16 protein-coding genes and 1 pseudogene are annotated in these 23,628 nt (G+C 71.7%); 5 read left to right on the top strand and 12 right to left on the bottom strand.

What is annotated here, in order from left to right; genetic code table 11:
* Positions 1 to 60: 60 nt before the first annotated feature.
* Positions 61 to 648 carry a TetR family transcriptional regulator C-terminal domain-containing protein gene (locus QT196_RS29550; protein WP_168481702.1) on the top strand — a complete coding sequence of 196 codons (588 nt, stop codon included), beginning with the start codon at positions 61 to 63 and terminating at the stop codon, positions 646 to 648.
* Positions 649 to 853: 205 nt separating this feature from the next.
* Positions 854 to 1,375 carry a TerD family protein gene (locus QT196_RS29545; protein WP_168481701.1) on the top strand — a complete coding sequence of 174 codons (522 nt, stop codon included), beginning with the start codon at positions 854 to 856 and terminating at the stop codon, positions 1,373 to 1,375.
* A gap of 91 nt (positions 1,376 to 1,466) precedes the next feature.
* Here the strand turns inward: QT196_RS29545 and QT196_RS29540 are convergent.
* Positions 1,467 to 1,610: pseudogene (locus QT196_RS29540) on the bottom strand (CGNR zinc finger domain-containing protein); the annotation flags it as partial.
* Positions 1,611 to 1,660: 50 nt separating this feature from the next.
* Here QT196_RS29540 and QT196_RS29535 point away from each other — a divergent pair.
* Positions 1,661 to 2,923, top strand: coding sequence for an MFS transporter (locus tag QT196_RS29535; protein ID WP_266738707.1), 1,263 nt, complete (start codon positions 1,661 to 1,663; stop codon positions 2,921 to 2,923).
* A 176-nt stretch (positions 2,924 to 3,099) separates the two neighbouring features.
* On the opposite strand, the gene QT196_RS29530 is transcribed toward QT196_RS29535, so the two are convergent.
* Positions 3,100 to 5,976 (bottom strand): vitamin B12-dependent ribonucleotide reductase, encoded by a 2,877-nt coding sequence (locus QT196_RS29530; protein ID WP_290356004.1) that lies wholly within the window; start codon positions 5,974 to 5,976, stop codon positions 3,100 to 3,102.
* A gap of 124 nt (positions 5,977 to 6,100) precedes the next feature.
* Positions 6,101 to 6,631, bottom strand: coding sequence for a transcriptional regulator NrdR (gene nrdR / locus QT196_RS29525; protein WP_085925266.1), 531 nt, complete (start codon positions 6,629 to 6,631; stop codon positions 6,101 to 6,103).
* A gap of 546 nt (positions 6,632 to 7,177) precedes the next feature.
* Between nrdR and lexA the strand changes: the two genes are divergently transcribed.
* The gene (gene lexA / locus QT196_RS29520; protein ID WP_042159846.1) at positions 7,178 to 7,975 is read left to right on the top strand and encodes a transcriptional repressor LexA; all 798 of its coding nucleotides are present in this window, start codon (positions 7,178 to 7,180) and stop codon (positions 7,973 to 7,975) included.
* A 153-nt stretch (positions 7,976 to 8,128) separates the two neighbouring features.
* On the opposite strand, the gene QT196_RS29515 is transcribed toward lexA, so the two are convergent.
* The 6 genes from QT196_RS29515 to QT196_RS29490 all read right to left on the bottom strand — a co-directional run bounded on the left by QT196_RS29515 (position 8,129) and on the right by QT196_RS29490 (position 16,447).
* Entirely contained in the window at positions 8,129 to 10,105 is a 1,977-nt protein-coding gene (locus tag QT196_RS29515) for an ATP-dependent DNA helicase (protein ID WP_290356003.1), read from the bottom strand.
* A gap of 41 nt (positions 10,106 to 10,146) precedes the next feature.
* Complete coding sequence (locus QT196_RS29510; protein WP_290356002.1) at positions 10,147 to 11,925, bottom strand: IucA/IucC family siderophore biosynthesis protein; 1,779 nt, start codon at positions 11,923 to 11,925, stop codon at positions 10,147 to 10,149.
* A gap of 105 nt (positions 11,926 to 12,030) precedes the next feature.
* Positions 12,031 to 12,726 carry a GNAT family N-acetyltransferase gene (locus QT196_RS29505; protein ID WP_168481697.1) on the bottom strand — a complete coding sequence of 232 codons (696 nt, stop codon included), beginning with the start codon at positions 12,724 to 12,726 and terminating at the stop codon, positions 12,031 to 12,033.
* A gap of 108 nt (positions 12,727 to 12,834) precedes the next feature.
* On the bottom strand, positions 12,835 to 14,856 hold the full coding sequence (locus QT196_RS29500) for an IucA/IucC family protein (protein ID WP_290356001.1): 2,022 nt from the start codon (positions 14,854 to 14,856) through the stop codon (positions 12,835 to 12,837).
* Positions 14,853 to 16,241 (bottom strand): diaminobutyrate--2-oxoglutarate transaminase family protein, encoded by a 1,389-nt coding sequence (locus tag QT196_RS29495; RefSeq protein ID WP_290356000.1) that lies wholly within the window; start codon positions 16,239 to 16,241, stop codon positions 14,853 to 14,855. The genes QT196_RS29500 and QT196_RS29495 overlap by 4 nt, the downstream gene beginning before the upstream one ends.
* Entirely contained in the window at positions 16,232 to 16,447 is a 216-nt protein-coding gene (locus QT196_RS29490) for a hypothetical protein (protein ID WP_168481694.1), read from the bottom strand. Before QT196_RS29490 ends, QT196_RS29495 begins: the two co-directional genes overlap by 10 nt.
* Before the next feature lie 74 nt (positions 16,448 to 16,521).
* Here QT196_RS29490 and QT196_RS29485 point away from each other — a divergent pair, with 74 nt between their 5' ends.
* The gene (locus QT196_RS29485) at positions 16,522 to 17,709 is read left to right on the top strand and encodes a hypothetical protein (RefSeq protein ID WP_168481693.1); all 1,188 of its coding nucleotides are present in this window, start codon (positions 16,522 to 16,524) and stop codon (positions 17,707 to 17,709) included.
* A 115-nt stretch (positions 17,710 to 17,824) separates the two neighbouring features.
* Here the strand turns inward: QT196_RS29485 and hflX are convergent, their stop codons facing one another.
* The 3 genes from hflX to QT196_RS29470 all read right to left on the bottom strand — a co-directional run bounded on the left by hflX (position 17,825) and on the right by QT196_RS29470 (position 23,457).
* Positions 17,825 to 19,312 (bottom strand): GTPase HflX, encoded by a 1,488-nt coding sequence (hflX, locus tag QT196_RS29480; RefSeq protein WP_168481692.1) that lies wholly within the window; start codon positions 19,310 to 19,312, stop codon positions 17,825 to 17,827.
* A gap of 180 nt (positions 19,313 to 19,492) precedes the next feature.
* On the bottom strand, positions 19,493 to 21,121 hold the full coding sequence (locus tag QT196_RS29475) for a M1 family metallopeptidase (protein ID WP_266738713.1): 1,629 nt from the start codon (positions 21,119 to 21,121) through the stop codon (positions 19,493 to 19,495).
* A 143-nt stretch (positions 21,122 to 21,264) separates the two neighbouring features.
* Positions 21,265 to 23,457, bottom strand: a complete 2,193-nt coding sequence (locus tag QT196_RS29470; RefSeq protein ID WP_266738714.1) for an HD domain-containing protein — start codon at positions 23,455 to 23,457, stop codon at positions 21,265 to 21,267.
* Positions 23,458 to 23,628 lie beyond the last annotated feature (171 nt).

Below are 23,628 nucleotides of genomic sequence, written 5' to 3'. Positions count from 1 at the left end.
CGGTTCGGTATCGTAGCCTGGTTGCCGATACATACGCATCGAATAACCGGAGTACGGGGCATGCCCAAACAGGTCGACCACGAGAGCCGGCGCCGCCAGATCGCCGAGGCGGTGTGCCAACTCGCCGACGAGAGCGGCCTGGAGGGCGTCACGCTCCGCGATGTGGCGGCCCGCGCGCAGGTCTCCATGGGCGCCGTCCAGCGCTGCTTCCGCACCAAGGAGGAGATGCTGGTCTTCGCGCTCGGCCACATCGGCGAACGGGTCACCGCCCGGGTCTCGGCCCGGCTCGCCGCCTCGCCCGCCCAGTCGGCCCGTACGGCGCTGGGGCACGCCACAACAGAGGTGTCGCTCCTTCAGGAGGAACATCGCGCCGAGGCACGGGTCTGGCTGGCCTTCGTGGCACAGGCCGCCGTCAGTCCGTCCCTGGCCGGAATTCTGCGTACCAACTACGCCGGTCTACAGACGGTGTTCGCACGGCTGATCACCGAGGCCGCCGACATCACCGACCCGGACCGCGCGGCCCGCACCCTCCTCGCCCTGGCCGACGGTCTCACCACCCATGTCCTGATCGGTCACCTCTCCCCCGCCGAGGCGCTGGACGTACTGGACGGTCAGCTCAACAGCCTCTGGGACGAGCGGACAAGCTGATCCGCATCCGGCGAACCCCATTGGCCGGACGGCGCTTTCCAGCCACCCGAGCCGGAGGCAAACCACGGGTGACCAGGGGCAGTTCACCCCGCCCACGGGCCGTGAGGCGTGGCACGATGGACAGCGAACGGGAAGCCCTGGGGAGTTGGCCGCCTGCCCGCGCAGGCCGCGCCACGCCCCCGGGAGATGACGGGAGGGACGTCCGGTGAGCACGCTCAGCAAAGGGATCGAGAAGGTCGAGGTAACGCTCAAGTGGGACCCGAGCCCCCTCGGGACGCCGGACAATGATCTCGACATCGTCGCGGCCACCTATACAGCCGACGCTCCGCACGGCGAGCCCGCCTATCTGGTGCACTTCGACAGCCGGTCGCCGGACGGGACCATCACCCTCAACCGGGACAGCAGGACCGGCCAGGGGTTCGGCTTCGACGAGATCATGACGCTGGAGCTGGACCGACTGGCCGAGACCTACACCCGGGTGATCGTGGGGGTGGCCATCCAACAGAGCGAGGGCCGCAAGGTCTTCGGCGATATCGCGAACACCGCCGTCCGGATCCGCGAGGGGTACACCGATCTGGCCGAGCACGACTTCACCGAGGTCGCGGGGGCAACTGCCGCGACGGTCGCCGAATTCACCCGGGACGAGGGAGGGCAGTGGCGCTTCCGCTCGGGTCTCCGGGGATTCGACACCGACCCCCACGCGTTCACGGCGGAAATGGGCCGCTGACGGGCAAACGGCGCGCGGGCGGCACTGAGCCCGAGGGCAGCAGAGGGGGAGGTGGCCAGGTGCCCCCTCCCCCTCTGCCATATCCGCGCCGTCAGCCGCCCGCCCGTTTGCGGCGACGGTGCGCCGCCACCCGCTCCCGCGCGGCACAGGCCGTCGAGCAGTAACGGCGGGCGCTCCCGGGGCCGGTGCCCAGGTAGAGCGTGCCGCAACGGGCTGACGCGCACTCCCCCAGGGGGCACGGCAAAGTAAGCCGTTACGACTCCGTCCGTCCTCCTGGAGATGCGTATGCCGCGACGCCCAGCCGCACCAGGGGCACGCTCAGGATTACCGCTCTATCTGGCCACGGCCTTCTTCGCCCGACTCGCGGAGGAGGGCATGGCCGTGGCGGTGGTGCTGCTGGCCTTGCAGCGCTCCGGGAGTGCGGGGCAGGGCGCGTTCGTCCTCACCGCTTGGATGGCGCCGCATGTGATCGCCGCTCCCCTGGTCGGCACCCTCGTCTCCCGTATGCGGCGGCCCCGGCTCTGCTACCTCGGTGCCCTGGGCGGATTTGCCGTGGCCATCGCGGTGCTGGCGACGAGTGTGGGGCGGGCGCCCGTACAGGTGACCCTCGCCGTGGCCCTGGTCGGCGGCAGTTGCGGGCCGGTGGTCTCCGGAGGACTGTCCAGCCTGATCACCGGGTTGCTGCCGGCGGGCGGACCGCGTGAGCGTGCCTACGCGCTGGATGCGGCGGTCTACAACGCCGCGTCGGTGGCGGGTCCCGCCATGGCCGGACTCGCGGCCGCGGTGGCGTCGCCCGGCGCGGCAATGTTGCTGCTCGCCGCAGCGGCGGCCACCGCGGCGGCACTGGCCACCGGACTGCCGTACGGGCGCGCGCAACCGGCCGCGGCGGACAACGCCCCCGCCGGCACGCTGCGCGCCGATCTTGCCGCGGGCCTGGCGGCCGTCTGGCGCATCCGTGCGCTGCGCGCCCTCACCGCGGGCACCTGTCTGGCCTTCGTCGGCGTGGGCGGCCTGACCACCACCACGGTGCTGCTCGCCGGCCACCGGGGGCGCCCCGGAGCGGGCGGCATCCTGATGACCGCGTTCGCGCTCGGCGCGCTCACCGGTTCGCTGGCCGTGGCCCGATGGCGACCGCCGCTGTCCGATCCGCGCCTCGCCACCCTCGCCCTGTGCGGCACCGGTGTCGCGCTCGCCGCCGCCGCGCTCCCGGTGTCGCCGACGGCCACCGGGGCCCTGTTCGTCCTCGCCGGGCTGTGCGACGGTCCGCTGCTGACCGCGACCCTGCGCCTCCGGGCCGCGCACGCCCCGCCGCCGGTCCGTGCGCAGGTCTTCACCCTGGGGGCGGGCCTCAAGATCACGGCGGCGGCCTGCGGAGCCACCCTTGTCGGTGCGGCCGCCACACTGCCGCCGCCCCTGTTGCTGCTCGGGATCGCCACCGTCCACCTGGCGGCAGCGCTCCTCTACACCCTGGTCCGTCCCCGGGAGGAGAGCCCCGGGGACACGGCATGCCCACCGGCCCCGCTGTCGGACGCCCAAGTCGTCCCGTAGAGGCCACCGGCGAGAGATTGCCCCAATAGGGGTGGCGGCCCGCTCAGCCATACCGTCCCCATGCCGCAAGACGCCGAAGAGGGTGCCGACCCATGGTCGACACCCTCTGTCAGGTGCGGTGCGGCGCCCTCAGCGGCAGTTGCTCAAAGCCGCGTCGGACGCCGTTCCGTGCGCGGTCAGCTGCAACCGCTGGTCGATCCGCAGCCCTCGCACAGGTAGCAGCTGCCGGCCCGCTGCATCTTCGTCCCGCAGGAGAAGCACAGGGGGGCGTCGGCGTTGATGCCCAGCTGCATCTCGACGAGTTCGGCGTTGGTGTGCGCCTGCTTGGGGGCCGGGGCGGCGGCCTCCTCGACGATCTTCGCGGCCGGGGTGGACTCGCTCACCGACTCGATCTGGCGCGGCGCCGACTGGGCCAGGCCCTCGACGTCGACCTCGTCCTCGGACGGCTCGTACGAACCGGTCTCCAGGTGGCGCGTGCGCTCCTCGACGGAGTGGATGCCGAGCGCCGAGCGGGTCTCGAACGGCAGGAAGTCCAGCGCCAGGCGGCGGAAGATGTAGTCGACGATCGACTGCGCCATCCGCACGTCCGGGTCGTCCGTCATACCGGCCGGCTCGAAGCGCATGTTGGTGAACTTCGAGACGTAGGTCTCCAGCGGCACGCCGTACTGGAGGCCCACCGACACCGCGATGGAGAAGGCGTCCATCATGCCCGCGAGGGTCGAGCCCTGCTTGGACATCTTCAGGAAGACCTCACCGAGACCGTCGTCCGGGTAGGAGTTGGCGGTCATGTAGCCCTCGGCGCCGCCGACCGTGAAGGAGGTGGTGATGCCGGGACGGCCCTTGGGGAGGCGCTTGCGCACCGGGCGGTACTCGACGACCTTCTTCTCGGCGACCGGCTCGGCCTTCTTCTCCACCTCCTTCTTCTTGGCGGAGAGCGGCTGGCCGACCTTGCAGTTGTCGCGGTAGATCGCCAGCGCCTTCAGGCCGATCTTCCAGCCCTGGAAGTAGACGTCCTCGATCTCCTCGACAGTGGCCGTCTCCGGGACGTTGACCGTCTTGGAGATCGCACCGGAGAGGAAGGGCTGCGCGGCCGCCATCATCCGCACATGGCCCATGGCGGAGATCGAGCGTGCGCCCATGGCGCAGTCGAAGACCTCGTAGTGCTCGGCCTTCAGGGCCGGGGCGTCGAGGACATTGCCGTGGTCGGCGATGTGGGCGACGATCGCCTCGATCTGCTCGGGCTGGTAGCCGAGCCGCTTGAGCGCCTTGGGGACCGTGTTGTTCACGATCTGCATGGAGCCGCCGCCGACCAGCTTCTTGAACTTGACCAGCGCCAGGTCCGGCTCGACGCCCGTGGTGTCGCAGTCCATCATCAGGCCGATGGTGCCGGTCGGCGCGAGCACCGACGCCTGGGCGTTGCGGAAGCCGTTCTTCTCGCCGAGCCGCAGCACGTCCTGCCAGGCCTCGGTCGCCGCGGCCCACACCGGGGTGTCCAGGTCGTCCATGCGCACGGCGCTGCCGTTGGCGTCCGAGTGCTGCTTCATGACGCGCTTGTGGGCGTCGGCGTTACGGGCATAGCCCTCGTACGGGCCGACGACCGAGGCCAGTTCGGCCGAGCGCCGGTAGGAGGTGCCCGTCATCAGGGAGGTGATGGCACCGGCCAGCGCGCGGCCGCCGTCGGAGTCGTAGGCGTGGCCGGTGGCCATCAGCAGGGCGCCGAGGTTGGCGTAGCCGATGCCCAGCTGGCGGTAGGCGCGGGTGGTCTCGCCGATCTTCTCGGTCGGGAAGTCGGCGAAGCAGATGGAGATGTCCATCGCGGTGATGACCAGCTCGACGACCTTGGCGAAGCGCTCGGCGTCGAACGACTGGTTGCCCAGGTCGTCGTCGCGCAGGAACTTCAGGAGGTTGAGCGAGGCGAGGTTGCACGAGGAGTTGTCCAGGTGCATGTACTCGCTGCACGGGTTGGACGCGGTGATCCGGCCCGACTCCGGCGAGGTGTGCCAGTGGTTGATGGTGTCGTCGTACTGGATGCCGGGGTCGGCGCAGGCCCAGGCCGCCTCCGCCATCTTGCGGAAGAGCCCCTTGGCGTCGATCTCCTCGATGACCTCACCGGTCATCCGGCCGCGCAGCCCGAACTTCGAGCCGCCCTCGACGGCCTTCATGAACTCGTCGTTCACCCGGACCGAGTTGTTGGCGTTCTGGTACTGGACGGACGTGATGTCGTCGCCGCCCAGGTCCATGTCGAAGCCCGCGTCACGCAGCGCGCGGACCTTCTCCTCTTCCTTCACCTTGGTCTCGATGAAGGCCTCGACGTCCGGGTGGTCGACGTCCAGGACGACCATCTTGGCCGCACGGCGGGTGGCGCCGCCCGACTTGATCGTTCCGGCCGACGCGTCGGCGCCGCGCATGAAGGAGACCGGGCCGGAGGCGTTGCCGCCGGAGGAGAGCAGCTCCTTGGAGGAGCGGATACGGGAGAGGTTCAGGCCGGCACCGGAGCCGCCCTTGAAGATCATCCCCTCTTCCTTGTACCAGTCGAGGATCGACTCCATGGAGTCGTCGACGGAGAGGATGAAGCAGGCGCTGACCTGCTGCGGCTGCTGGGTGCCGACGTTGAACCACACCGGCGAGTTGAAGCTGAAGACCTGGTGGAGCAGGGCGTACGCCAGCTCGTGCTCAAAGATCTCGGCGTCCGCCGGGGAGGCGAAGTAACCGTTCTCCTCGCCGCTCTTCCGGTACGTCTTGACCACTCGGTCGATGAGCTGCTTGAGGCTGGACTCACGGGTCGGGGAACCCACCGCGCCACGGAAGTACTTGCTCGTGACGATGTTGACCGCGTTCACCGACCAGGAGTCGGGGAACTCGACGCCACGCTGCTCGAAATTCACCGAGCCGTCGCGCCAGTTGGTCATGACGACGTCACGAGACGCCCACTCCACCTCGTCGTACGGATGCACGCCGGGTGTGGTGTGGATGCGCTCGATACGCAGACCCTTGCTCGCCTTGCTGCCCTTGGCGCGGGAGCCTCGTGCCGGGCCGCTCGTCGTCTCTGTCATTCCGCCTCCCTGTATACGGGCAAACGCCCATATGTGCGCACGCATTCCGTGGCACGGTGTATGTCTTTCTGCGACCGGGACGCCCTGCTCTCGCCCCGGTACGGGTCCTGGATGCGCGCCGAACTCAGTCGGCGGCGGTGGCGGGCACGGGGACTGCCGGGCCGCCGGCCTCCCCCTCGGTCCCGCATTCCTGCCCGGGCGGCCCCTGCTCGCGCTGCTCCCGCAGCTCGGCGATGGCCGCCTCGAAGTCGTCAAGCGAGTCGAAGGCCCGGTAAACGGAGGCGAAGCGCAGGTACGCGACCAGGTCGAGTTCCTGCAACGGCCCCAGTATGGCGAGCCCGACGTCATGGGTGGACAGCTCGGCACTGCCGGTGGCGCGCACCGCCTCCTCGACCCGCTGGCCGAGCTTGGCGAGGGCGTCCTCGGTGACCGGCCGGCCCTGGCACGCCTTGCGCACTCCCGCGATGACCTTGTTGCGGCTGAAGGGCTCGGTGACCCCGCTCCGCTTGATCACCATCAGTGACGCCGTCTCGATGGTCGTGAAACGGCGGGAGCAGTCGGGGCACTGGCGGCGCCGGCGGATCGCCGTCCCGTCATCGGTGGTGCGGCTGTCGACGACCCGGCTGTCCGGGTGCCTGCAGAAGGGGCAGTGCATGGCTCCACCCTCCTCACCCTGTGATATACGGACGTACGTACGCCAACGAGCCCCGGGTAGCGCGACAGACCTCTGACCGGTCCGTACGGGCCCTTCGGAGCAGTCACCAGCATAGGCGATTCCCGACCCCCTGAGGGACCAGGCACCACAACTTCTGGGTGACCGAACGCATTCAACCACTAGATGTGGTGTCGGCCCGCTTACATCCGCCTACCGCGTGTCGCGGTGGAGGCGGGCCGGGCGGTCGCCCATGAGAGTACGGGAAGCCACCCGCCCGGCGGTGCGGCGGGGCCGGGATGACAGAATCGACCGGTCGGGACGGCCGACCGCCGAGGCCTCCGCGGGCGACGGTCCGGCCCGCCGCCCGGCCGCAAAAACCCGGCGCACGCAGCCCGCTGCGGGCCCGGAATGCCGCTCGGCCATACACCTAGCCACTCGATCCGGGTAGGCAATAGCCGAATATTTCACTCGAACGTGTGTTTGGCGCAACCTTTCGAAAGCAACTACCGTTGGCTAACTAGGGAGAACATTTCGAGAGGGGCCGACGTGACCACCACCGCAGACAGCGCGACCATCACCGCACAAAGCCACTCCCAGAGCCGGTTCGAGCACCCGCAGAAGGCACAGCGGCCGATGGACGACGCCACGTTGGACTCCGAAGAGCAGAAGCCCCCCCGTGCCCTGCCCGGCCGGCCCCCAGGGATCCGCGCCGACAGCTCGGGGCTCACCGACCGCCAGCGCCGGGTGATCGAGGTGATCCGCGATTCCGTGCAGCGCCGCGGCTACCCGCCGTCCATGCGCGAGATCGGACAGGCCGTCGGCCTGTCCAGCACCTCGTCCGTCGCCCACCAGCTCATGGCGCTGGAGCGCAAGGGCTTCCTGCGGCGCGACCCGCACCGCCCCCGGGCGTACGAGGTCCGCGGCTCGGACCAGACCAGCACCGCCGCGACGGAGACCGCGGGCAAGCCCGCCGCGTCCTATGTCCCGCTGGTCGGCCGGATCGCCGCCGGTGGCCCGATCCTCGCCGAGGAGTCGGTCGAGGATGTCTTCCCGCTCCCCCGCCAGCTCGTCGGCGACGGCGAACTGTTCGTGCTGAAGGTCGTCGGCGACTCCATGATCGAGGCCGCCATCTGCGACGGCGACTGGGTCACGGTCCGCCGCCAGCCGGTCGCCGAGAACGGTGACATCGTCGCCGCGATGCTGGACGGCGAAGCCACCGTCAAGCGCTTCAAGCGCGAGGACGGCCATGTGTGGCTGCTGCCGCACAACTCCGCGTACCAGCCGATCCCCGGCGACGAGGCGACCATCCTCGGCAAGGTGGTGGCGGTACTGCGCCGCGTCTGACCCACCCCTCACGACCGAGCCCCGGAACCACTGCGCCGGTTCCGGGGCTCTGTTTGTGCGCCTGAGCCGGCGCCGCTTTCGCGGAGGGGGTTGCGGTCCGGTGGGGGTTGCTCAATTGAGGGTTGCGGCGCAAGACCCCGGATGGTGCGCCGTCTAGGCGTCGGCCTGTGTGGTTTTTGCTGCTGCGTCGATGGCGGCCAGGGAGCGGCGGACCTGGTTGCGGTCGGTGGTGTACCAGAACTCGGGCATCGACTTGCGGAGGAAGGAGCCGTAGCGGGCCCGCTCCACCCGGGGGTCGAGGACGGCGACCACCCCGCGGTCGCCGGTGGCGCGGACCAGACGGCCGGCGCCCTGGGCCATCAGCAGGGCCGCATGGGTCGCCGCGACCGCCATGAAGCCATTGCCGCCGGCCTCCTCCACGGCCTTCTGCCGGGCGCTCATCAGCGGGTCGTCCGGACGCGGGAACGGCACCCGGTCCATCACCACCAGCTGGCAGTTCACCCCCGGCACATCGACGCCCTGCCAGAGGGACAGCGTGCCGAACAGGCAGGTACGGGCGTCCTCGGAGAAGGCGCGGATCAGCTCGCCGAGGGTCTCCTCGCCCTGGAGGAGGATCGGCAGATCCAGCCGGCCCCGCAGCTCCTCCGCGGCGGCCTGGGCGGCGCGCATGGAGGAGAACAGGCCGAGGGTGCGGCCGCCCGCGGCCTCGATCAGCTCGGTGAGCTCATCGAGCATGTCCGTACGGCTGCCCTCCCGGCCCGGCTGGGCCAGATGCTTGGCGACGTACAGGATGCCCTGCTTCCCGTAGTCGAAGGGGGAGCCGACATCGAGGCCCTTCCAGGGCGGGACGTCCTCGCCCTCCGTGCCCTCGGGGGCCAGCCCCAGGGAGGCGGCGACCCCGTTGAAGTCGCCGCCCAGTTTGAGGGTGGCGGAGGTGAGGGTCACCGAGCGGTCCTCGAAGAGCTTCTCGCGCAGCAGGCCCGAGACGGACAGCGGCGCCACCCGGAGGGACGCGCCGAAGCGGTCATGGCGCTCGTACCAGACCACGTCGTACTCGGAGCCGTTCGCGATGCGCTCGGCGACGGCGTGGACGTTCTCCAGCGAGGCGAGGGCCTGCTTGCGGACGGCGTCCTCGTCCTGGACCGACTTGTCGCGGGTCGAGCCGAGCGCCGAGATGACCGTACGGGCCGCGTCCCGCAGCGCCATCAGGCAGTAGCCGAGATCCTCGGGGATCTCCTCCAGGCGGCCGGGCAGGGCCAGCTCCATGAGGCGTTCGAAGCTCTCCGACGCCGTCTGAAGCTGGTCCGCGGCCTTCTCGTTGACGAGCTTGGCGGCCCGCCGGACGGCGCGGTTGACCTGGCCGGGGGTGAGCTCGCCGGTGGCGACGCCGGTGACCCGGGAGACCAGCTCATGGGCCTCGTCGATGATCAGGACCTCATGCTGCGGGAGGACCGGGGCGCCCTCGATCGCGTCGATGGCGAGCAGCGCGTGGTTGGTGACGACCACGTCGGCGAGCTTGGCGCGCTCCCTGGCGGCCTCGGCGAAGCACTCCGCCCCGTACGCGCACTTCGAGGCACCCAGGCACTCCCGGGAGGAGACCGAGACCTGGCCCCAGGCGCGGTCGGAGACCCCGGGGGTCAGCGCGTCGCGGTCGCCGGTCTCGGTCTCGTCCGCCCAGTCGCGCAGCCGCAGCAGGTCCTTGCCGAGCTTGCTGGTGGGCGTCGCCTGCTCGAACACGTCGAAGAGGCCGTCCTCCTCTTCCTGCGGGACACCCTCATGGAGGCGGTGACGGCACAGGTAGTTCGAGCGGCCCTTGAGCATGGCGAATTCCGGGCGGCGGCGCAGCAGCGGATGCAGGGCCTCGACCGTCCGCGGCAGATCGCGCTCCACGAGCTGGCGCTGGAGCGCCAGGGTGGCCGTGGCGACCACCACTCTCTCGCCATGGGCGAGCGCCGGGACCAGATAGCCGAGGGACTTGCCGGTGCCGGTGCCGGCCTGCACCAGCAGGTGGGCCTGGTCGTCCACGGCCTCGGCGACGGCCTCGGCCATCGCCACCTGGCCGGGGCGCTCGGTGCCGCCGACGGCGGTGACGGCGGCGTGCAGCAGATCGGGGAGGGAGGGCTTTGTCATAGCGCTGCAAGCCTACGCGGGACCACTGACAGCCGGGTCCGTCACGGCATGTGGAGCGGATTGGGGACGGTGCCGTGCACGGCCGCGTGCGGGCGGTCGGTGCGGTCCCGGTAGCCGTCCACATGCAGACGGTTGCGGTTCAGACACAGCCGCTCGATCCGCGGGGTGAGCAGGTCGAAGGTCTCGTGCCGCTCCTTGAGGGCGGGGAAACGTTCGTGGTGGCGCAGGATCTCCGCCCGTACGAGTGACCAGAACTCGGCCTCGGGCACGCCCAGTTGGTCCGCGCACAGCGGTGCGAGGTAGCGGAAGACGCCGACGAACAGGCCGGAGTGGATGAACTGGGTGAGGAAGGCGGGCGGTTCGGTCAGCAGCACCGCCCGTACGTCGTCCGGCATGGAGTCGTGCTCAGGGAGCGGCACGGAGCTGGTGTTGACGTCGTCGACGAAGTCCTTGACCGCGAGGCGGGTGGGGACGTCGTGCTCGTCGAAGACGACGATGGCGTTCTCGCCGTGCGGGGAGAAGACCGTGCCGTATTGGTAGAGGAAGTGCAGCAGCGGCGGCAGCAGCGCGGCGAACAGCCGGGCCATCCAGGCGCGCGGGGCCAGCCCCGAGCGGCGCACCAGCTCCGCGGTCAGCGCCCGGCCCCGGGAATCGGTCTGCAACAGCGCGGCCAGGGTGCGGGCGCGTTCGCCAGGGTCCAGACATCCGCTGAGGGGCTCGCGCCAGATACAGCCGAGCAGCTCCTTGAACTGGTACGGGACGCCGGGCAGCCGGTCGTAGAGGGGGTGCTCGACGGTGACGGACGCGGTCTCGCCCAGCAGGATCACCCGGGTCTCGTCGCGCAGATACGGGTCGGCGTCGCGCAGGCCGTGGACCCAGCGGGTGACGGCGGGCGCGGCGAGGGTGCGTTCGGTGGGCAGGCCGCGCCAGACGAGGGTGTTGAGGATGGACAGCGGCAGCTTGACCGTCCGGGCCCCGGGCCGGCTGAGGTTGAGGAAGGTGCGGATCGACTGCTGCGGCAGGCGGAGGTCGTTGTCAGTGGGCAGCGCGATGATGGATCTGTCCGCGAGTTGCGGGGCGAAGAGCGGGGCGATGGTCTCGTCCCATTGCCAGGGGTGCACGGGGAGATAGAGGTAGTCGGCGGGGTCGAAACCCTCGTCGCTGATGGTGCGGGCGAAGGTGTGCCGGGTGGCGGGGGTGAGTTCCTCGCCGTAGAGACGGTCGGGGGTGGCAAGGGTGGGGATACCGCGGTAGTGGGCGATGCTGTGGTGCGCGGCGAGCCAGGGCAGACGCTGAGCGGTGCGGGCCTCGGGGGCCCAGGTCGCCGCGTCGGTGGCGGAGAAGCCGAGCCGGCCCTTGTTCGCGACGAGCCAGGGGTGGCCGGTCTGGTGGCCTTCGAGGGAGGTGTAGTCCAGGTCGGCGAGTTCGGCGGCGCCGAGCGCGGTGGCGTCGAGGCGGGTGTCGGCGGCGAGGGTGGCGGTCAGCTCGCGGATGAGGTGGCCGGTGGTGTCGCCGGACAGGCCCAGCACGGTGTCGTGGGCGTGCGTGAGGAAGTGGAAGGGGTCGGTGTCGGTGTCCGGGGTGATCGAAGCGGGGTCGACGCGCCAGTGGCCGTAGGCGCCGCGTCGGGCACGGAAGCGGTAGACCAGGGCCTCGGTAATCGGCAGGCGGTATTGAGGGGTGCCGTCGGGGGCGGTGCCGTCGGGCTCGGGGGTGAGGACTTCCTCGTAGGCGAACTCCGCCAGGATCTTGGCGAACAGTCGGCGCGCGGCGTGCTGCCAGGCGCGGTGCGAGGGCTGGGGCTGGGGCTCAGGAGACAAGGCGGGACTCCTCGAAGCGGGACCGCCCCGGCTCGTACGGGGGACAACCGGGGCAGCGTGGTGGACGGCGGACCGGAGCGGGACCGTCGACGGACGGCCCCGGGGTCAGAGCAGGTGGCGGCGGGCGCGGTCGCGGACCATCAACGCCGCGCGTTTCGCGGGCAGTTCGATCTCGTCGGCGCAGCGGAACCCCGCGCTCCGGAAGGCCGCGACGGAGGCGGTGTTGCGCAGATCGGGCTCGGCGACGACCCGGGTGCACTGCGGGCGGTGGTCGAGGATGAGACCGGCGGTGGCACGCAGCAGGGTGCTGCCCAGCCCGCGCCCCCGGTCGCCTGCGCCGCCGATGAGCAGATGGACACCGGCGTCCTGGGGCCGGGCGGGGTAGTGGCGGGCGAGGGGGTCGAGGTCGGCGCGGTAGATCTCCCAGTAGCTCATCGGGACCCCGGCCAGCACCCCCAGGCAGGGCACACTGCGGCCGTCGCCGTCGAGCTGGTCGCGCAGATGGGCGGCGGTGGTCTCCGGCGGCCCCGCCAGCTCCCAGAAGGCCGCGACGGCGGGATCGTTCATCCAGCCGGTGATCCGGTCGAGATCGCGGTCCGGCCGGACGGGCACGAGCGCGAACGGCCCGGCGGGTGTCTCGGCCGCGCCCCAGCCCGCCAGGTTGTCGAGCAGCGGGCCGGCGGCCGGGGCGTCCGGGGACACCACCGGCCGCGGACCGTCGTCGGCCGGCGCGCTGTGTTCCGGCGGGTGCGGCCGGCCAAGGGTGTCATCGGAGCTGAGGCCGGGGTCGGTGGGTGGCACGGCGACGCTCTCCTCTCGTGGCCGCGTGCCGCGTGGCCGTATGGGTCGCGGGGCGCCGGCGCCGGGGACGGGATGCGGGGTTCTGCTGTCGGGGGCCGCGGTGGGCGGCTACGGGGCGAGGGGGTTGGCCAAGGTGACGTAGACGGACTGGGTTTCGACCGGGCCGACGAGTTCGTCCAGGCCGTGCAGCCGGGTCGCCAGGTTGGCCTTGCAGCGCAGGGTGCGGGCGGCGAGCAACTGCTCCGGGAGCGGGGAGCGGTGGGCCGGCGGGGCCGCGGCGGCATCGGCGAGGAACCGGCGGAAGGCGGCGAGCAGGATCTCCTCGCGGACCAGGCGCTGGGAGCCGAAGGCCCCGATGAGGCCGAGGACGTTGTTGATGCCGAGGTAGTAGGCGAAGCGTTCGTCGGTGACGTCGTCGGCGACGAAGGAGTCGCTGGCCGCGCCGATGCCGGGCAGCCGTCGTTCCAGTTCGGCGCGGCGCGAGGTGCGGAAGTAGTAGCCCTGGTTGTCGCGGTAGCGGCCGCCGACCGGCCAGCCGTCGGGGTCCAGCAGCACCACGGTGTTCTGCTGATGGGCTTCCAGCACGATGCCGGCCGTGCCGTCGAGCCACAGCACGGGCCGTACGACCGCTTCGAGGTAGCGCAGGAACCACTCGGTGGCCACCGCGTCCAGGGGGCGGCCGGTGCGCGCGCCGAGTGTGCCGACGAGGTCTTCGAGCCGGGAGCGCACGCCGGAGCGGCCGGGCCAGGGCCGGGGGGAGGTGAGGCCGGCGATGCAGACGGCGTCGTCGGTGGTGCTGAAGGGGTTGTGGCGGATGACGACATCGAGGCCCTGGACGGGTTCGCCGTCGAAGCCGTCGACGGCGAGATAGGCCGGGTCGCGGACGATGTCGAAGCCGGGGTGGACGGTCTGCCACTGCTTGGCGAGGCCGGTGCGCAGCAGCCGGTGCACCTCGACTCCCCGGGCCAGTTCCTTACGGAGGTTCTCCCGGCGGGAGTTGGTGATGCGCAGCCCGAGGGAGAGCTTGAGCATGGCGTCCGCGTCGGGGCGGTAGACCGTGCGGACGGAGGAGGTGGGGTGCCAGAGCGGGCCGTGGACGCCGAGGTCGTGCAGCAGACCGGCCTCGCGGAGGGCGGTGACGTCGGAGCGGTCGGCGAGTTCCCTGGCCTGCCAGGGGTGCAGCGGCAACGGCACGGTGCCGTCGGGGAGTCGGCAGCCGCTCCCCGCGAACTCCCGGGTGAGATGGTCGGCCGGTACGGGCTTGCCGCGTACGGTCCAGGCGGAGTCGGCGGCCAGGACGGAGCGGTGCACGGCCATCCAGTGCAGCGGGAAGGCGCCGCGCAGTTCGGGCGAATAGGCGCGGGTCTCGGCTTCGGAAAGACCCTCGCGGCTCTTGGGTGTGGGGTGCAGCGGGTGGCCGAGGAGGAGGGACTGTTCGGCTTCGAGGAAGAGGGCGCCGTGGTCGTCGGCGGGCCGGGCGCGCCGGTCGGTGAGGAAGGCGGCGACATTGCGGACGGAGTTGGCAACCCGGCCGACGAGTTCGGCGCCGTCGCCGTCCGGTGCCTGCTGCGGCGTGGCCTCCGGCTCCGGCCGCTCCCCGCCGTCCGCCACCCGGTGCTCGCCGCCGTCGGAGGCCCGCCGGTCGCCGTGCGCGGCCTCCCGGCGCAGCATCGCGGCGAGGGTGACGGCGTCCAGCGGGGCGGCGCCGGGCGGGGCGCCTTCGAGGGTCGGGGCGCCCAGGCGGTGCCAGCCCGTGGGGGACCAGTAGCGGACGGGGATGATCAGGGCGCTCGCGGCGGCGGCCCGCAGCGGGAGGCGCAGCCGGCCCTCGGCCGGGTGGTGGGTGCCGCTCTCCCGGAGCCAGCAGCGCAGAAGGTGCTCGATACCCGCGGCGTCGGCGGCGACCGCCGGGTCCGGGTGGTCGAGCGGGTCGTGGTCACCGCGTACGCGGTCGTGCGGGGCGGCGCCGTGGGGGGCGAGTCCGTCCGGGGACTCGTAGGGCTGCTGATGGCAGGTCTCGTCCGGGGCCCGCCGCTGCTGGCGCGGTACCGACTCGATGATGCCCGCGCCCTGGTGGGCGGGGATGCGCTCGGCGGGCTGGCCGCCGTCGGGGCCGGGGCGTTCGTTCATGGGGTGGTGCCTCGCATTGTCGTGGGGGACGAGCCCATCGGCCCGGGGGTGGTGCGGACCGCCGCCGTGATGGCGTCGGCGAGGCGGTCGAGGATCGCGTCCGCCTGTTCGTCGGTGATGGTCAGGGGTGGCAGCAGCCGGACGACGGCGGAGTGCCGGCCGCCCAGTTCGACGATCAGGCCGCGGTCCAGACAGGCGTCCCGGACGGCGGCGGCGAGCTCGGGGGCGGCGGGGCGGGCGCCGGTGGCATCGGCGTCGGCGTCGCGGTCGACGAGTTCGACACCGAGCATCAGGCCGCGGCCGCGGACGTCGCCGATGCAGTCATGGGCGGCGGCGAGGGAGCTGAGCCGGGCGAGCATCCGGGCGCCGAGCTCCCCGGCCCGCCGGGCGAGGCCGTTCGCCCGGACGTACGCGAGGGTGGCGGCGCCGGCGGCCATGGCGAGCTGGTTGCCGCGGAACGTGCCGGCGTGCGCGCCGGGCTGCCAGGCGTCCAGCTCCTCGCGGTAGACGATCACGGCGAGCGGCAGGCTGCCGCCGATCGCCTTCGACAGCACGATCACGTCGGGCACGATGCCGCTGTGGTCCACCGCCCAGAAGGCGCCGGTGCGGCCGACACCGGTCTGTACCTCGTCCACGATCAGCGGGATCTGCCGGGCGGCGGTGATCTCCCGCATCCGCCGCAGCCAGCCGTCCGGTGCGGGGATCACCCCGCCCTCGCCCTGGACGGGTTCCAGGATCATCCCGGCCGGGCTGGGCACCCCGCTCTTGTGGTCGTCGAGGAGGTTCTGGGTCCAGCGCGCGGCGAGTTCGGCTCCGCGCTCGCCGCCGGTCCCGAAGGGGCAGCGGTAGTCGTACGGATAGGGCAGCCGGACCACGCTGGTGCGCTGCGCTCCCCCGGAGGCGGCCAGCGCCTCCGAGGTCATGCCGTGGTAGGCGCCGGAGAAGGCCATCAGGCCGTCCCGGCCGGTCGCGGTGCGGACGAGTTTGAAGGCGGCCTCGACGGCGTCCGTGCCGGCCGGGCCACAGAACTGGATGCGCGCCTTTTCGGCCAACCCTCCGGGCAGCGTGGCGAAGAGCTCGGTGGTGAAGGCGTCCTTGACGGGCGTGGCCAGGTCGAGGACGTGCAGCGGCGCACCGGAGTCGAGGACGGTGCGGATCGCTTCGAGCACCACCGGGTGGTTGTGGCCGAGCGCCAGGGTACCGGCGCCGGAGAGACAGTCGAGATAGCGCCTGCCGTCGGCGCCCTCGATGGTGAGCCCGCGGGCGCGCACCGGGACGATGGGCAGCGAGCGCGCGTAGGTGCGGGCGGCGGACTCACGCAGGGACTGCCGGCGCAGGATCCCCTCGTGGGCCGGCGCGGCCGGCACGGTTTCGGTCAACGCCACGGCAGTTGTGTCCTCCTGCTGGTGAGCTGCGGAAGGCCGCGGGCCCTGCGGGCGGCCCGGCCGTCCCCCGTCCGTACCAACGACGGCGGCGACGTGGGATCACGGTTGTCGCCAAGATCCTTGGCGGCGTGGAACCAGTACCCGAGTACCGCCGTCCCCATCGTCACCGGCATAGTGGGGTGTTGCACCGGGATCTTGAGGTTCATGACAAAGACCGCACCGGCGCAAGATCAGCTCACGTCACACCGGCTCAGTCCGATTCACCAGGGGGAACTCACCCATGCGATCCATACGTCGGCCAGTCCTGGCCGCCGCCGCTCTCACCGCCGTCCTGGCGCTGACCGCCACCGGCTGCGGGCCGGAGGGCGGCAACGCGGACGCCAAGCCCACCCAGGCCGCCGGCCAGGAAGCGGGCGGGGGTGACTTCAAGATCCCTCAGGACATCCAGGACAAGCTCAGGGAACACGGCGTCGACCTGGACAAGTGGAAGAACGGCGAGTGGAAGAACTGGGACCGCGACAAGTGGCTCCGGGAGGCCGGGGAGTTCATCAACCCGATCATCAAGGACTTCTGGGACAAGGACAAGATCGACAAGGTCAAGCCGCCCCAGGACCCCAGCAAGCCTGAGGACATCTCCGAGGACCAGGGGAAGACCGACCCCGAGCCGTCCGCCGTCCCGGCGCAGGCCGTCAAGACCCCGTACACCTCCACCGCCCCCGGCGTGGGCCTGCTGCTCTTCAGCACCCCCGAGGGCGATTCGCGCTGCTCCGCCACCGTCGTCAAGGACCCGGCGCACCCCGGTAAGTCCAACCTGGTGTGGACCGCGGCGCACTGTGTGCACGCCGGCAAGAACGGCGGCTGGTACCGCAACATGATGTTCGTGCCGAACTTCAACAAGACCGGTGGTTCCGCCGCTGAGTTGAAGGGCAAGCCCTTCGAGGACCGGGTCCCGTCGGGCAAGTGGTGGGCGGACGACATGGCGACGTCCCAGCAGTGGATCAAGGCCGGCGGCGCCGTTCCGGGTGTCCCGATGGCTCCGTACGACTACGCGCTGATGCACGTGAAGTCCGAGCAGGGCACCGGCGGCAAGTCGCTGGAGGAGATGGCCGGCGGCGCCTACGAGGTCGACTTCAACGCCCCGGCGATGGCCAAGATCCCGAGCCTGACCGCACAGGGCTACCCGGCCGAGGCTCCGTTCGACGGTGCGGCGCAGCAGCAGTGCACCGACAAGCCGACCCGGCTGTCGATGGACGCCAAGAAGCCGACCATGTACCGCATCGGCTGCACCATGACCGGTGGTTCCTCCGGTGGCCCCTGGTTCGCCAAGGACCCGAGCGGCAAGCAGGTGCTGATCTCCAACATGTCGATGGGGCCGCGTCCGGCCCGCTGGTCGGCCGGTCCGCACCTGGGCCCCGAGGCCAAGACCCTCTTCGACAACATGAGCAAGAAGTGGGCGAGCAAGCAGTAGTCGCCTGAGGCGGGTGGTGCCCGGACGGCGCCACCCGCTCCGCCCATGAGCAGAACGAAGGCCCGCCCCCGGTCTCCCGGGGGCGGGCCTTTCGTCGCGCTGTACTACGGGCGCGTCAGGCAGCCGGCACGAAGGGCTCGAACTCGGCGGCCAGTTCCGCGTGCACCCGCGCCTTGAGGACCGTACCCTCGGCGGTGTGCTCCTCGGAGATGACCTCGCCCTCGGCGTGCGCCCGCGAGACCAGGGCGCCCTGGGTGTAGGGCACCAGGACATCGATCTCGACCTGCGGCCGGGGGAGTTCCTCGTCGAGCAGCTCCAGCAGCTCCGCCATGCCCTGGCCCGTACGGGCCGAGACCGCGAGGGCGTGCTTCTCGTTGCGCAGCAGTCGCTGGAGCACCAGCGGATCGGCCGCGTCGGCCTTGTTGACCACCACGATCTCGGGCACGTCCGTCGCACCCACGTCGCGGATCACCTCGCGTACCGCGGCCAGCTGTTCCTCGGGCACCGGGTGCGAGCCGTCGACCACATGCAGGATGAGATCGGACTCGCCGACCTCCTCCATCGTGGAGCGGAAGGCCTCGACGAGGTGGTGCGGGAGGTGGCGGACGAAGCCGACGGTGTCGGCGAGGGTGTAGAGCCGTCCGCTGGGGGTCTCGGCCCGCCGGACGGTCGGGTCCAGGGTGGCGAACAGGGCGTTCTCCACCAGGACGCCGGCCCCGGTCAGGCGGTTGAGCAGGGACGACTTGCCGGCGTTGGTGTAGCCGGCGATGGCGACCGAGGGGACCTTGTTGCGCCGGCGCTCCTGGCGCTTGATGTCCCGGCCGGTCTTCATCTCCGCGATCTCCCGGCGCATCTTCGCCATCTTCTCGCGGATCCGCCGCCGGTCGGTCTCGATCTTGGTCTCACCGGGACCACGGGTGGCCATACCGCCGCCCGCCGAACCGGAGCCACCGCCACCCATCTGCCGGGAGAGCGACTGACCCCAGCCACGGAGGCGGGGGAGCATGTACTGCATCTGCGCCAGCGATACCTGCGCCTTGCCCTCCCGGGACTTGGCGTGCTGGGCGAAGATGTCGAGGATCAGGGCGGTCCGGTCGACCACCTTGACCTTGACGACATCCTCCAGGTGGATCAGCTGGCCCGGGGAGAGCTCACCGTCACACACCACGGTGTCCGCCCCGGATTCGAGCACGACATCCCGCAGCTCCAGGGCCTTGCCGGAGCCGATGTAGGTGGCCGGGTCGGGCTTGTCCCGGCGCTGGATGACGCCGTCGAGCACCATCGCACCGGCGGTCTCGGCGAGGGCGGCGAGCTCGGCGAGCGAGTTCTCCGCCTCCTGGACCGTGCCCGTGGTCCAGACACCGACGAGCACCACGCGCTCCAGGCGGAGCTGTCGGTACTCGACCTCGGTGACGTCCTCGAGCTCGGTGGAAAGGCCCGCTACGCGGCGTAGTGCGGCGCGTGCCGAGCGGTCGTACTGGTCGCCGTCACGCTCCCCGTCGATCTCGTGGCTCCAGGCGACGTCCTCTTCCATCAGGGCGTTCGCCCGAAGGCTCTCGGGGAGGCGCTGCCGGTCCTGCGGAAGGGAAGAAGAGGAGGTCATTTGATCCTTCGCGTCGTTGGGAAGCCCTCACGGGAGCCTGGCGGCCCCCCGGGACTGTCGTCATGGCGACCGCCGCGGTGAAGCCGCGACCGTCGCTGATGTCAACGTCCGAGCCGTCCGGGAGATTCCCCGGCCGGGCCGGAGCCGACCTGACGATGGTCCCACGGCCGGAGAGGGCCGTCACGCGGGTTTACCGGGCTTTCCGGCGGCCGCCTTGGGCCCCCCGGGGGTCGGAGCGGGCTTCTTGGCACCGGGGCCGGGGGCGGCTCCCTTGGCGCCGGGCTTGTCCGCGCCCTTCCGGGGCTGCCACTGCGCATGCCCCGGCATCGGCGGCGTCCGCTCGCCGTAGAGCCACCCCTGGAAGAAGGCGGTGAGGTCCTGCCCGGCCACCTGGGAGGCCAGCTGGACGAAGTCGGCGGTATCGGCCACCCGGTCGCGGTGCCGGGACACCCACTCGCGTTCGATCCGGTCGAAGGCGGCGGGGCCGACCTTCTGCCGCAGGGCGTAGAGGACCAGCGCACTGCCGTCGTAGACGACCGGGCGGAAGATGCTGATCTTCTCCCCCGCGTTCGGGGCCTTGGGAGCGGCGGGCGGCCCGCCCTCGGCTCGCCAGCCGTCGGACTGCTCGTAGGCGTGCCGCATACGGGTCTCCAGCGAGGCCCGGTGGTCGCCCTTCTCCTGGGCGTAGAGGGCCTCGTACCAGGTGGCGTGGGCCTCGTTGAGCCAGACATCGGACCAGCGGCGCGGGCTGACGCTGTTGCCGAACCACTGGTGGGCCAGCTCGTGCACCATCACGGACTCGACGTACCAGTCGGGCAGCTGACCGGCGGTGAACAGGGCCTTCTCGAAGAGCGACAGGGTCTGGGTCTCCAGCTCGAAGCCGGTCCTGGCGTTGGCGATCAGCACCCCGTACGCCTCGAAGGGGTAGGGACCGACCTTGCGCTCCATCCAGGTCACATGGCCGGGAGTCTTGGCCAGCCAGTGCGCGAGGGCGGCCCGGTCCGCGGTCGGTACGACATCGCGGATCGGCAGGCCGTGCGGCCCGTGGCGCAGCAGCACGCTGGACTTCCCGATGGAGACCTGCGCCAGCTCGGTGGCCATGGGGTGGTCCGTGCGGTAGGTCCAGGTGCGGCGCCCCGCACGGGCGCCGGGGCGCAGCGGCAGCCCGTTGGCGACGGCGGTCAGCTGCTGGGGCGCGGTGATGTGGAAGGTGAAGAGGGCCTTGTCGGAGGGGTGGTCGTTGCAGGGGAAGACCCGGTGTGCGGCGTCGGCCTGGTTGGCCATCGCCAGCCCGTCGGCGGTGCGGATCCAGCCGCCGTCGCCCTTGCCAACGGGGTCGCTGGTGTGCTCGATGGCGATCTTCAGATCCTGGCCCCGGGAGATGTGGAAGGCCGGGGTGAGCACCAGGTCCTCGCCGTGCTGCTCGTGCCGGGCGGCCAGGCCGCCGATCTTCACGGAGCGTACGGCGCCGCGGGCGAAGTCGAGGTTGAGGTGGTCGAGCTCGTCGGTGGCGCGGGCGGTGATCTGGGTGGTGACGTTCAGCGGCCGGTCGTTGTGGCCGGAGTAGTCCAGGGAGACGTCATAGGACGTGACGTCGTAGCCGGTGTTGCCGAGGGTGGGGAAGAGGCGGTCACCGAGGCCCTGCGGCCCCACGGCCGGCGGCTCGGCCACGCCGAGGGTGGCCAGGGCGGCCAGCCCGAGGGCGGCGGCCCGCAGACCGGTCCACCGGCCCCGCCCGCTCGGGCCACGGGGCAGGACGGGGGCGGGGCGGTCGGGGTCGCGGGACGGGCGGCGCAAGGGAAGGGACATGCACTACGGCTACCAACGCGGCCCCCTCCCCCGCGGGTGACGGGGCAAACGGCACCCGAACGGGCGGCGGATCGTCCACCCGTCTTACGCCGCCGGACGGAGGAACGTCCGACGGGGCGTCAGCTTCCGGTCCCCCGGGGCCTTCAGGGGCGCAGGGCCGCGGGCTGCCGGGCGCGCCCCGCGCGCAACACATCGAAGACGCCGGGCACTTGGCGCATGGCGCGCATCAGGGACGGCAGCCCGGCGGCGTTCGGCAGATGCAGCGTGTAGGTGTGGCGGACCCGCTGTTCGTGCGGGGGTTCGACGGCGGCCGACACCACGGCGGCGCCCTGGGAGGCGATCGCTTCGGTGAGGTCGGCCAGGAGCTGCGGCCGGCAGAAGGCCTCGGCCAGGAGGGTGACCCGGCAACCGTGGCCCCCCTGGCCGGCGCCGGGCCAGCGCACCCCGACCGGCTGCCGGCCGGTGGCCGCCATCCGCGCCACGACGGGGCACAGGGCGCGGTGCACGGTGACCGTGCCGCCCCGTACGGCGAAGCCGGTGACGGCGTCCGGCGGCACCGGGGTGCAGCAGCGGGCCAGCCGGACCGACGCGCCGGGCAGATCCGCCACCGCGAGGACCGAGGCGGGGGCGACCGGGTCCGCTCCGGGGTGGTCGGGCCCCGCGGTGCGGCGGTCGGGGGGCGCCGCGCCATGCCCCTCGCCGGGGGCTGCCGGGCGGGCGCAGGACTCCCGCGGTCCGGCCAGCCAGCGGGCGATGGCGAGCCGGGCAGCGGGGGTCCGGGCGTGCTCCAGCCATTCGGGCGAGGGACCGGCCGCGGATTCCGGTGCCCTCAGCAGCTCCAGGCTGTCGCCGTCGTGCAGGACCGTGGAGAGGGTGGCGAGCCGTCCGTTGACGCGCGCGCCGATGCAACAGTGCGCCCCCTCGCCGTGCCGTTCGTACGCGGCGTCCACGCAACTCGCCCCGGCGGGCAGACCGATCACGCCCCCCGTACCGCCGGACGAACCGTCCGGCGGGGCGTCGGTGCAGAAGACGGTGATCTCGCGGTCCTGGGCGAGATCGTCGCGCAGCGAGGTCCAGAACGTGTCCGGGTCGGGGGTGGTGCGCTGCCACTCCAGCAGCCGGGAGAGCCAGCCGGGGCGGGTCGGGTCGGCCCGCTCGCCCTCGGGGGCGTCCACACCGTCCGTCGGCACGTACGGGTTGCCGAGCGCGATCACCCCGGCCTCGGCGACCCGGTGCATCTGGTGCGTACGGATCAGGGTCTCGGCGACCTCGCCGGACGGGCCGGTGACCGCGGTGTGCAGCGACTGGTACAGGTTGAACTTGGGGACCGCGATGAAGTCCTTGAACTCGGAGATCACCGGGGTGAAACAGGTGTGCAGCTCGCCGAGGACCGCGTAACAGTCGGCGTCCTCGGCCACCAGCACCAGCAGCCGCCCCAGGTCCGCACCGGTCAGCGCGCCGCGCGCGAGGCGCACCCGGTGGACGGAGACGAAGTGCCGGGGCCGGACCAGGACTTCGGCGTCGATACCGGCCTCGTCGAGGACCGTGCGCACCCGCTGGGCGAGGGCGGTGAGCGGGTCGGGCCGGGAGGCGTACTCCATGACCAGGGCCCGGGTGGTGGCGTACTCCTCGGGATGCAGGATCGCGAAGACCAGGTCCTCCAGCTCGGCCTTCAGCGCCTGGACGCCGAGGCGTTCGGCGAGCGGGATCAGCACATCGCGGGTCACCTTGGCGATCCGGGCCTGCTTCTCGGGGCGCATCACGCCGAGGGTGCGCATGTTGTGCAGCCGGTCGGCGAGCTTGATGGACATCACCCGGACGTCATTGCCGGTCGCCACCAGCATCTTGCGGAAGGTCTCCGGTTCGGCGGCCGCGCCGTAGTCGACCTTCTCCAGTTTGGTGACGCCGTCGACGAGATAGCAGACCTCGGCGCCGAACAGCTCCCGCACCTGATCCAGCGTCACTTCCGTGTCCTCGACGGTGTCGTGGAGCAGGGAGGCGGTCAAGGTCGTGGTCTCCGCGCCGAGTTCGGCGAGGATCAGGGTCACCGCGAGCGGATGGGTGATGTACGGCTCGCCGCTCTTGCGCAGCTGACCGCGGTGCGAGGACTCGGCGAGCAGATAGGCCCTGGTGAGGGTGTCCAGGTCGGCGTCGGGGTGGTGGCCGCGGTGCACCTTGGCGACGTGTTCGAGGGCGTGCGGGAGGCCGTCGCGCGGGGCCGGGCCGAGCAGTGCGGCGCGGCCGATCCGGCGCAGCCCGCTGAGTTCCAGTCTGCGGCGGCCGCGCCTGCGGCCCGCTGCTCCAGGATTACCAGGGTTAGTGGCCTCTGCGCTCATGGGCACCTCCGGCAGCGTCGACCGGCGGTGGAACGCGTCAGTTCGGGCGCCCGGGCCGGTGCTTGATGCTACCGAGCCCATCACGCACCGCTGTCCGCCTCTCGCTCAGCGTGATACGGATCACCCGTTCGAGCGAATCGTTTGGCCGGAACCCTTTCCCGGAGCGGGCCC

The organism is Streptomyces sp. P9-2B-2 (assembly GCF_030406865.1).
GTDB classification, from domain to species: domain Bacteria; phylum Actinomycetota; class Actinomycetes; order Streptomycetales; family Streptomycetaceae; genus Streptomyces; species Streptomyces platensis.
Note: the sequence above shows the minus strand (reverse complement) of the source record. Positions and strands in the feature narration are given on the sequence as shown.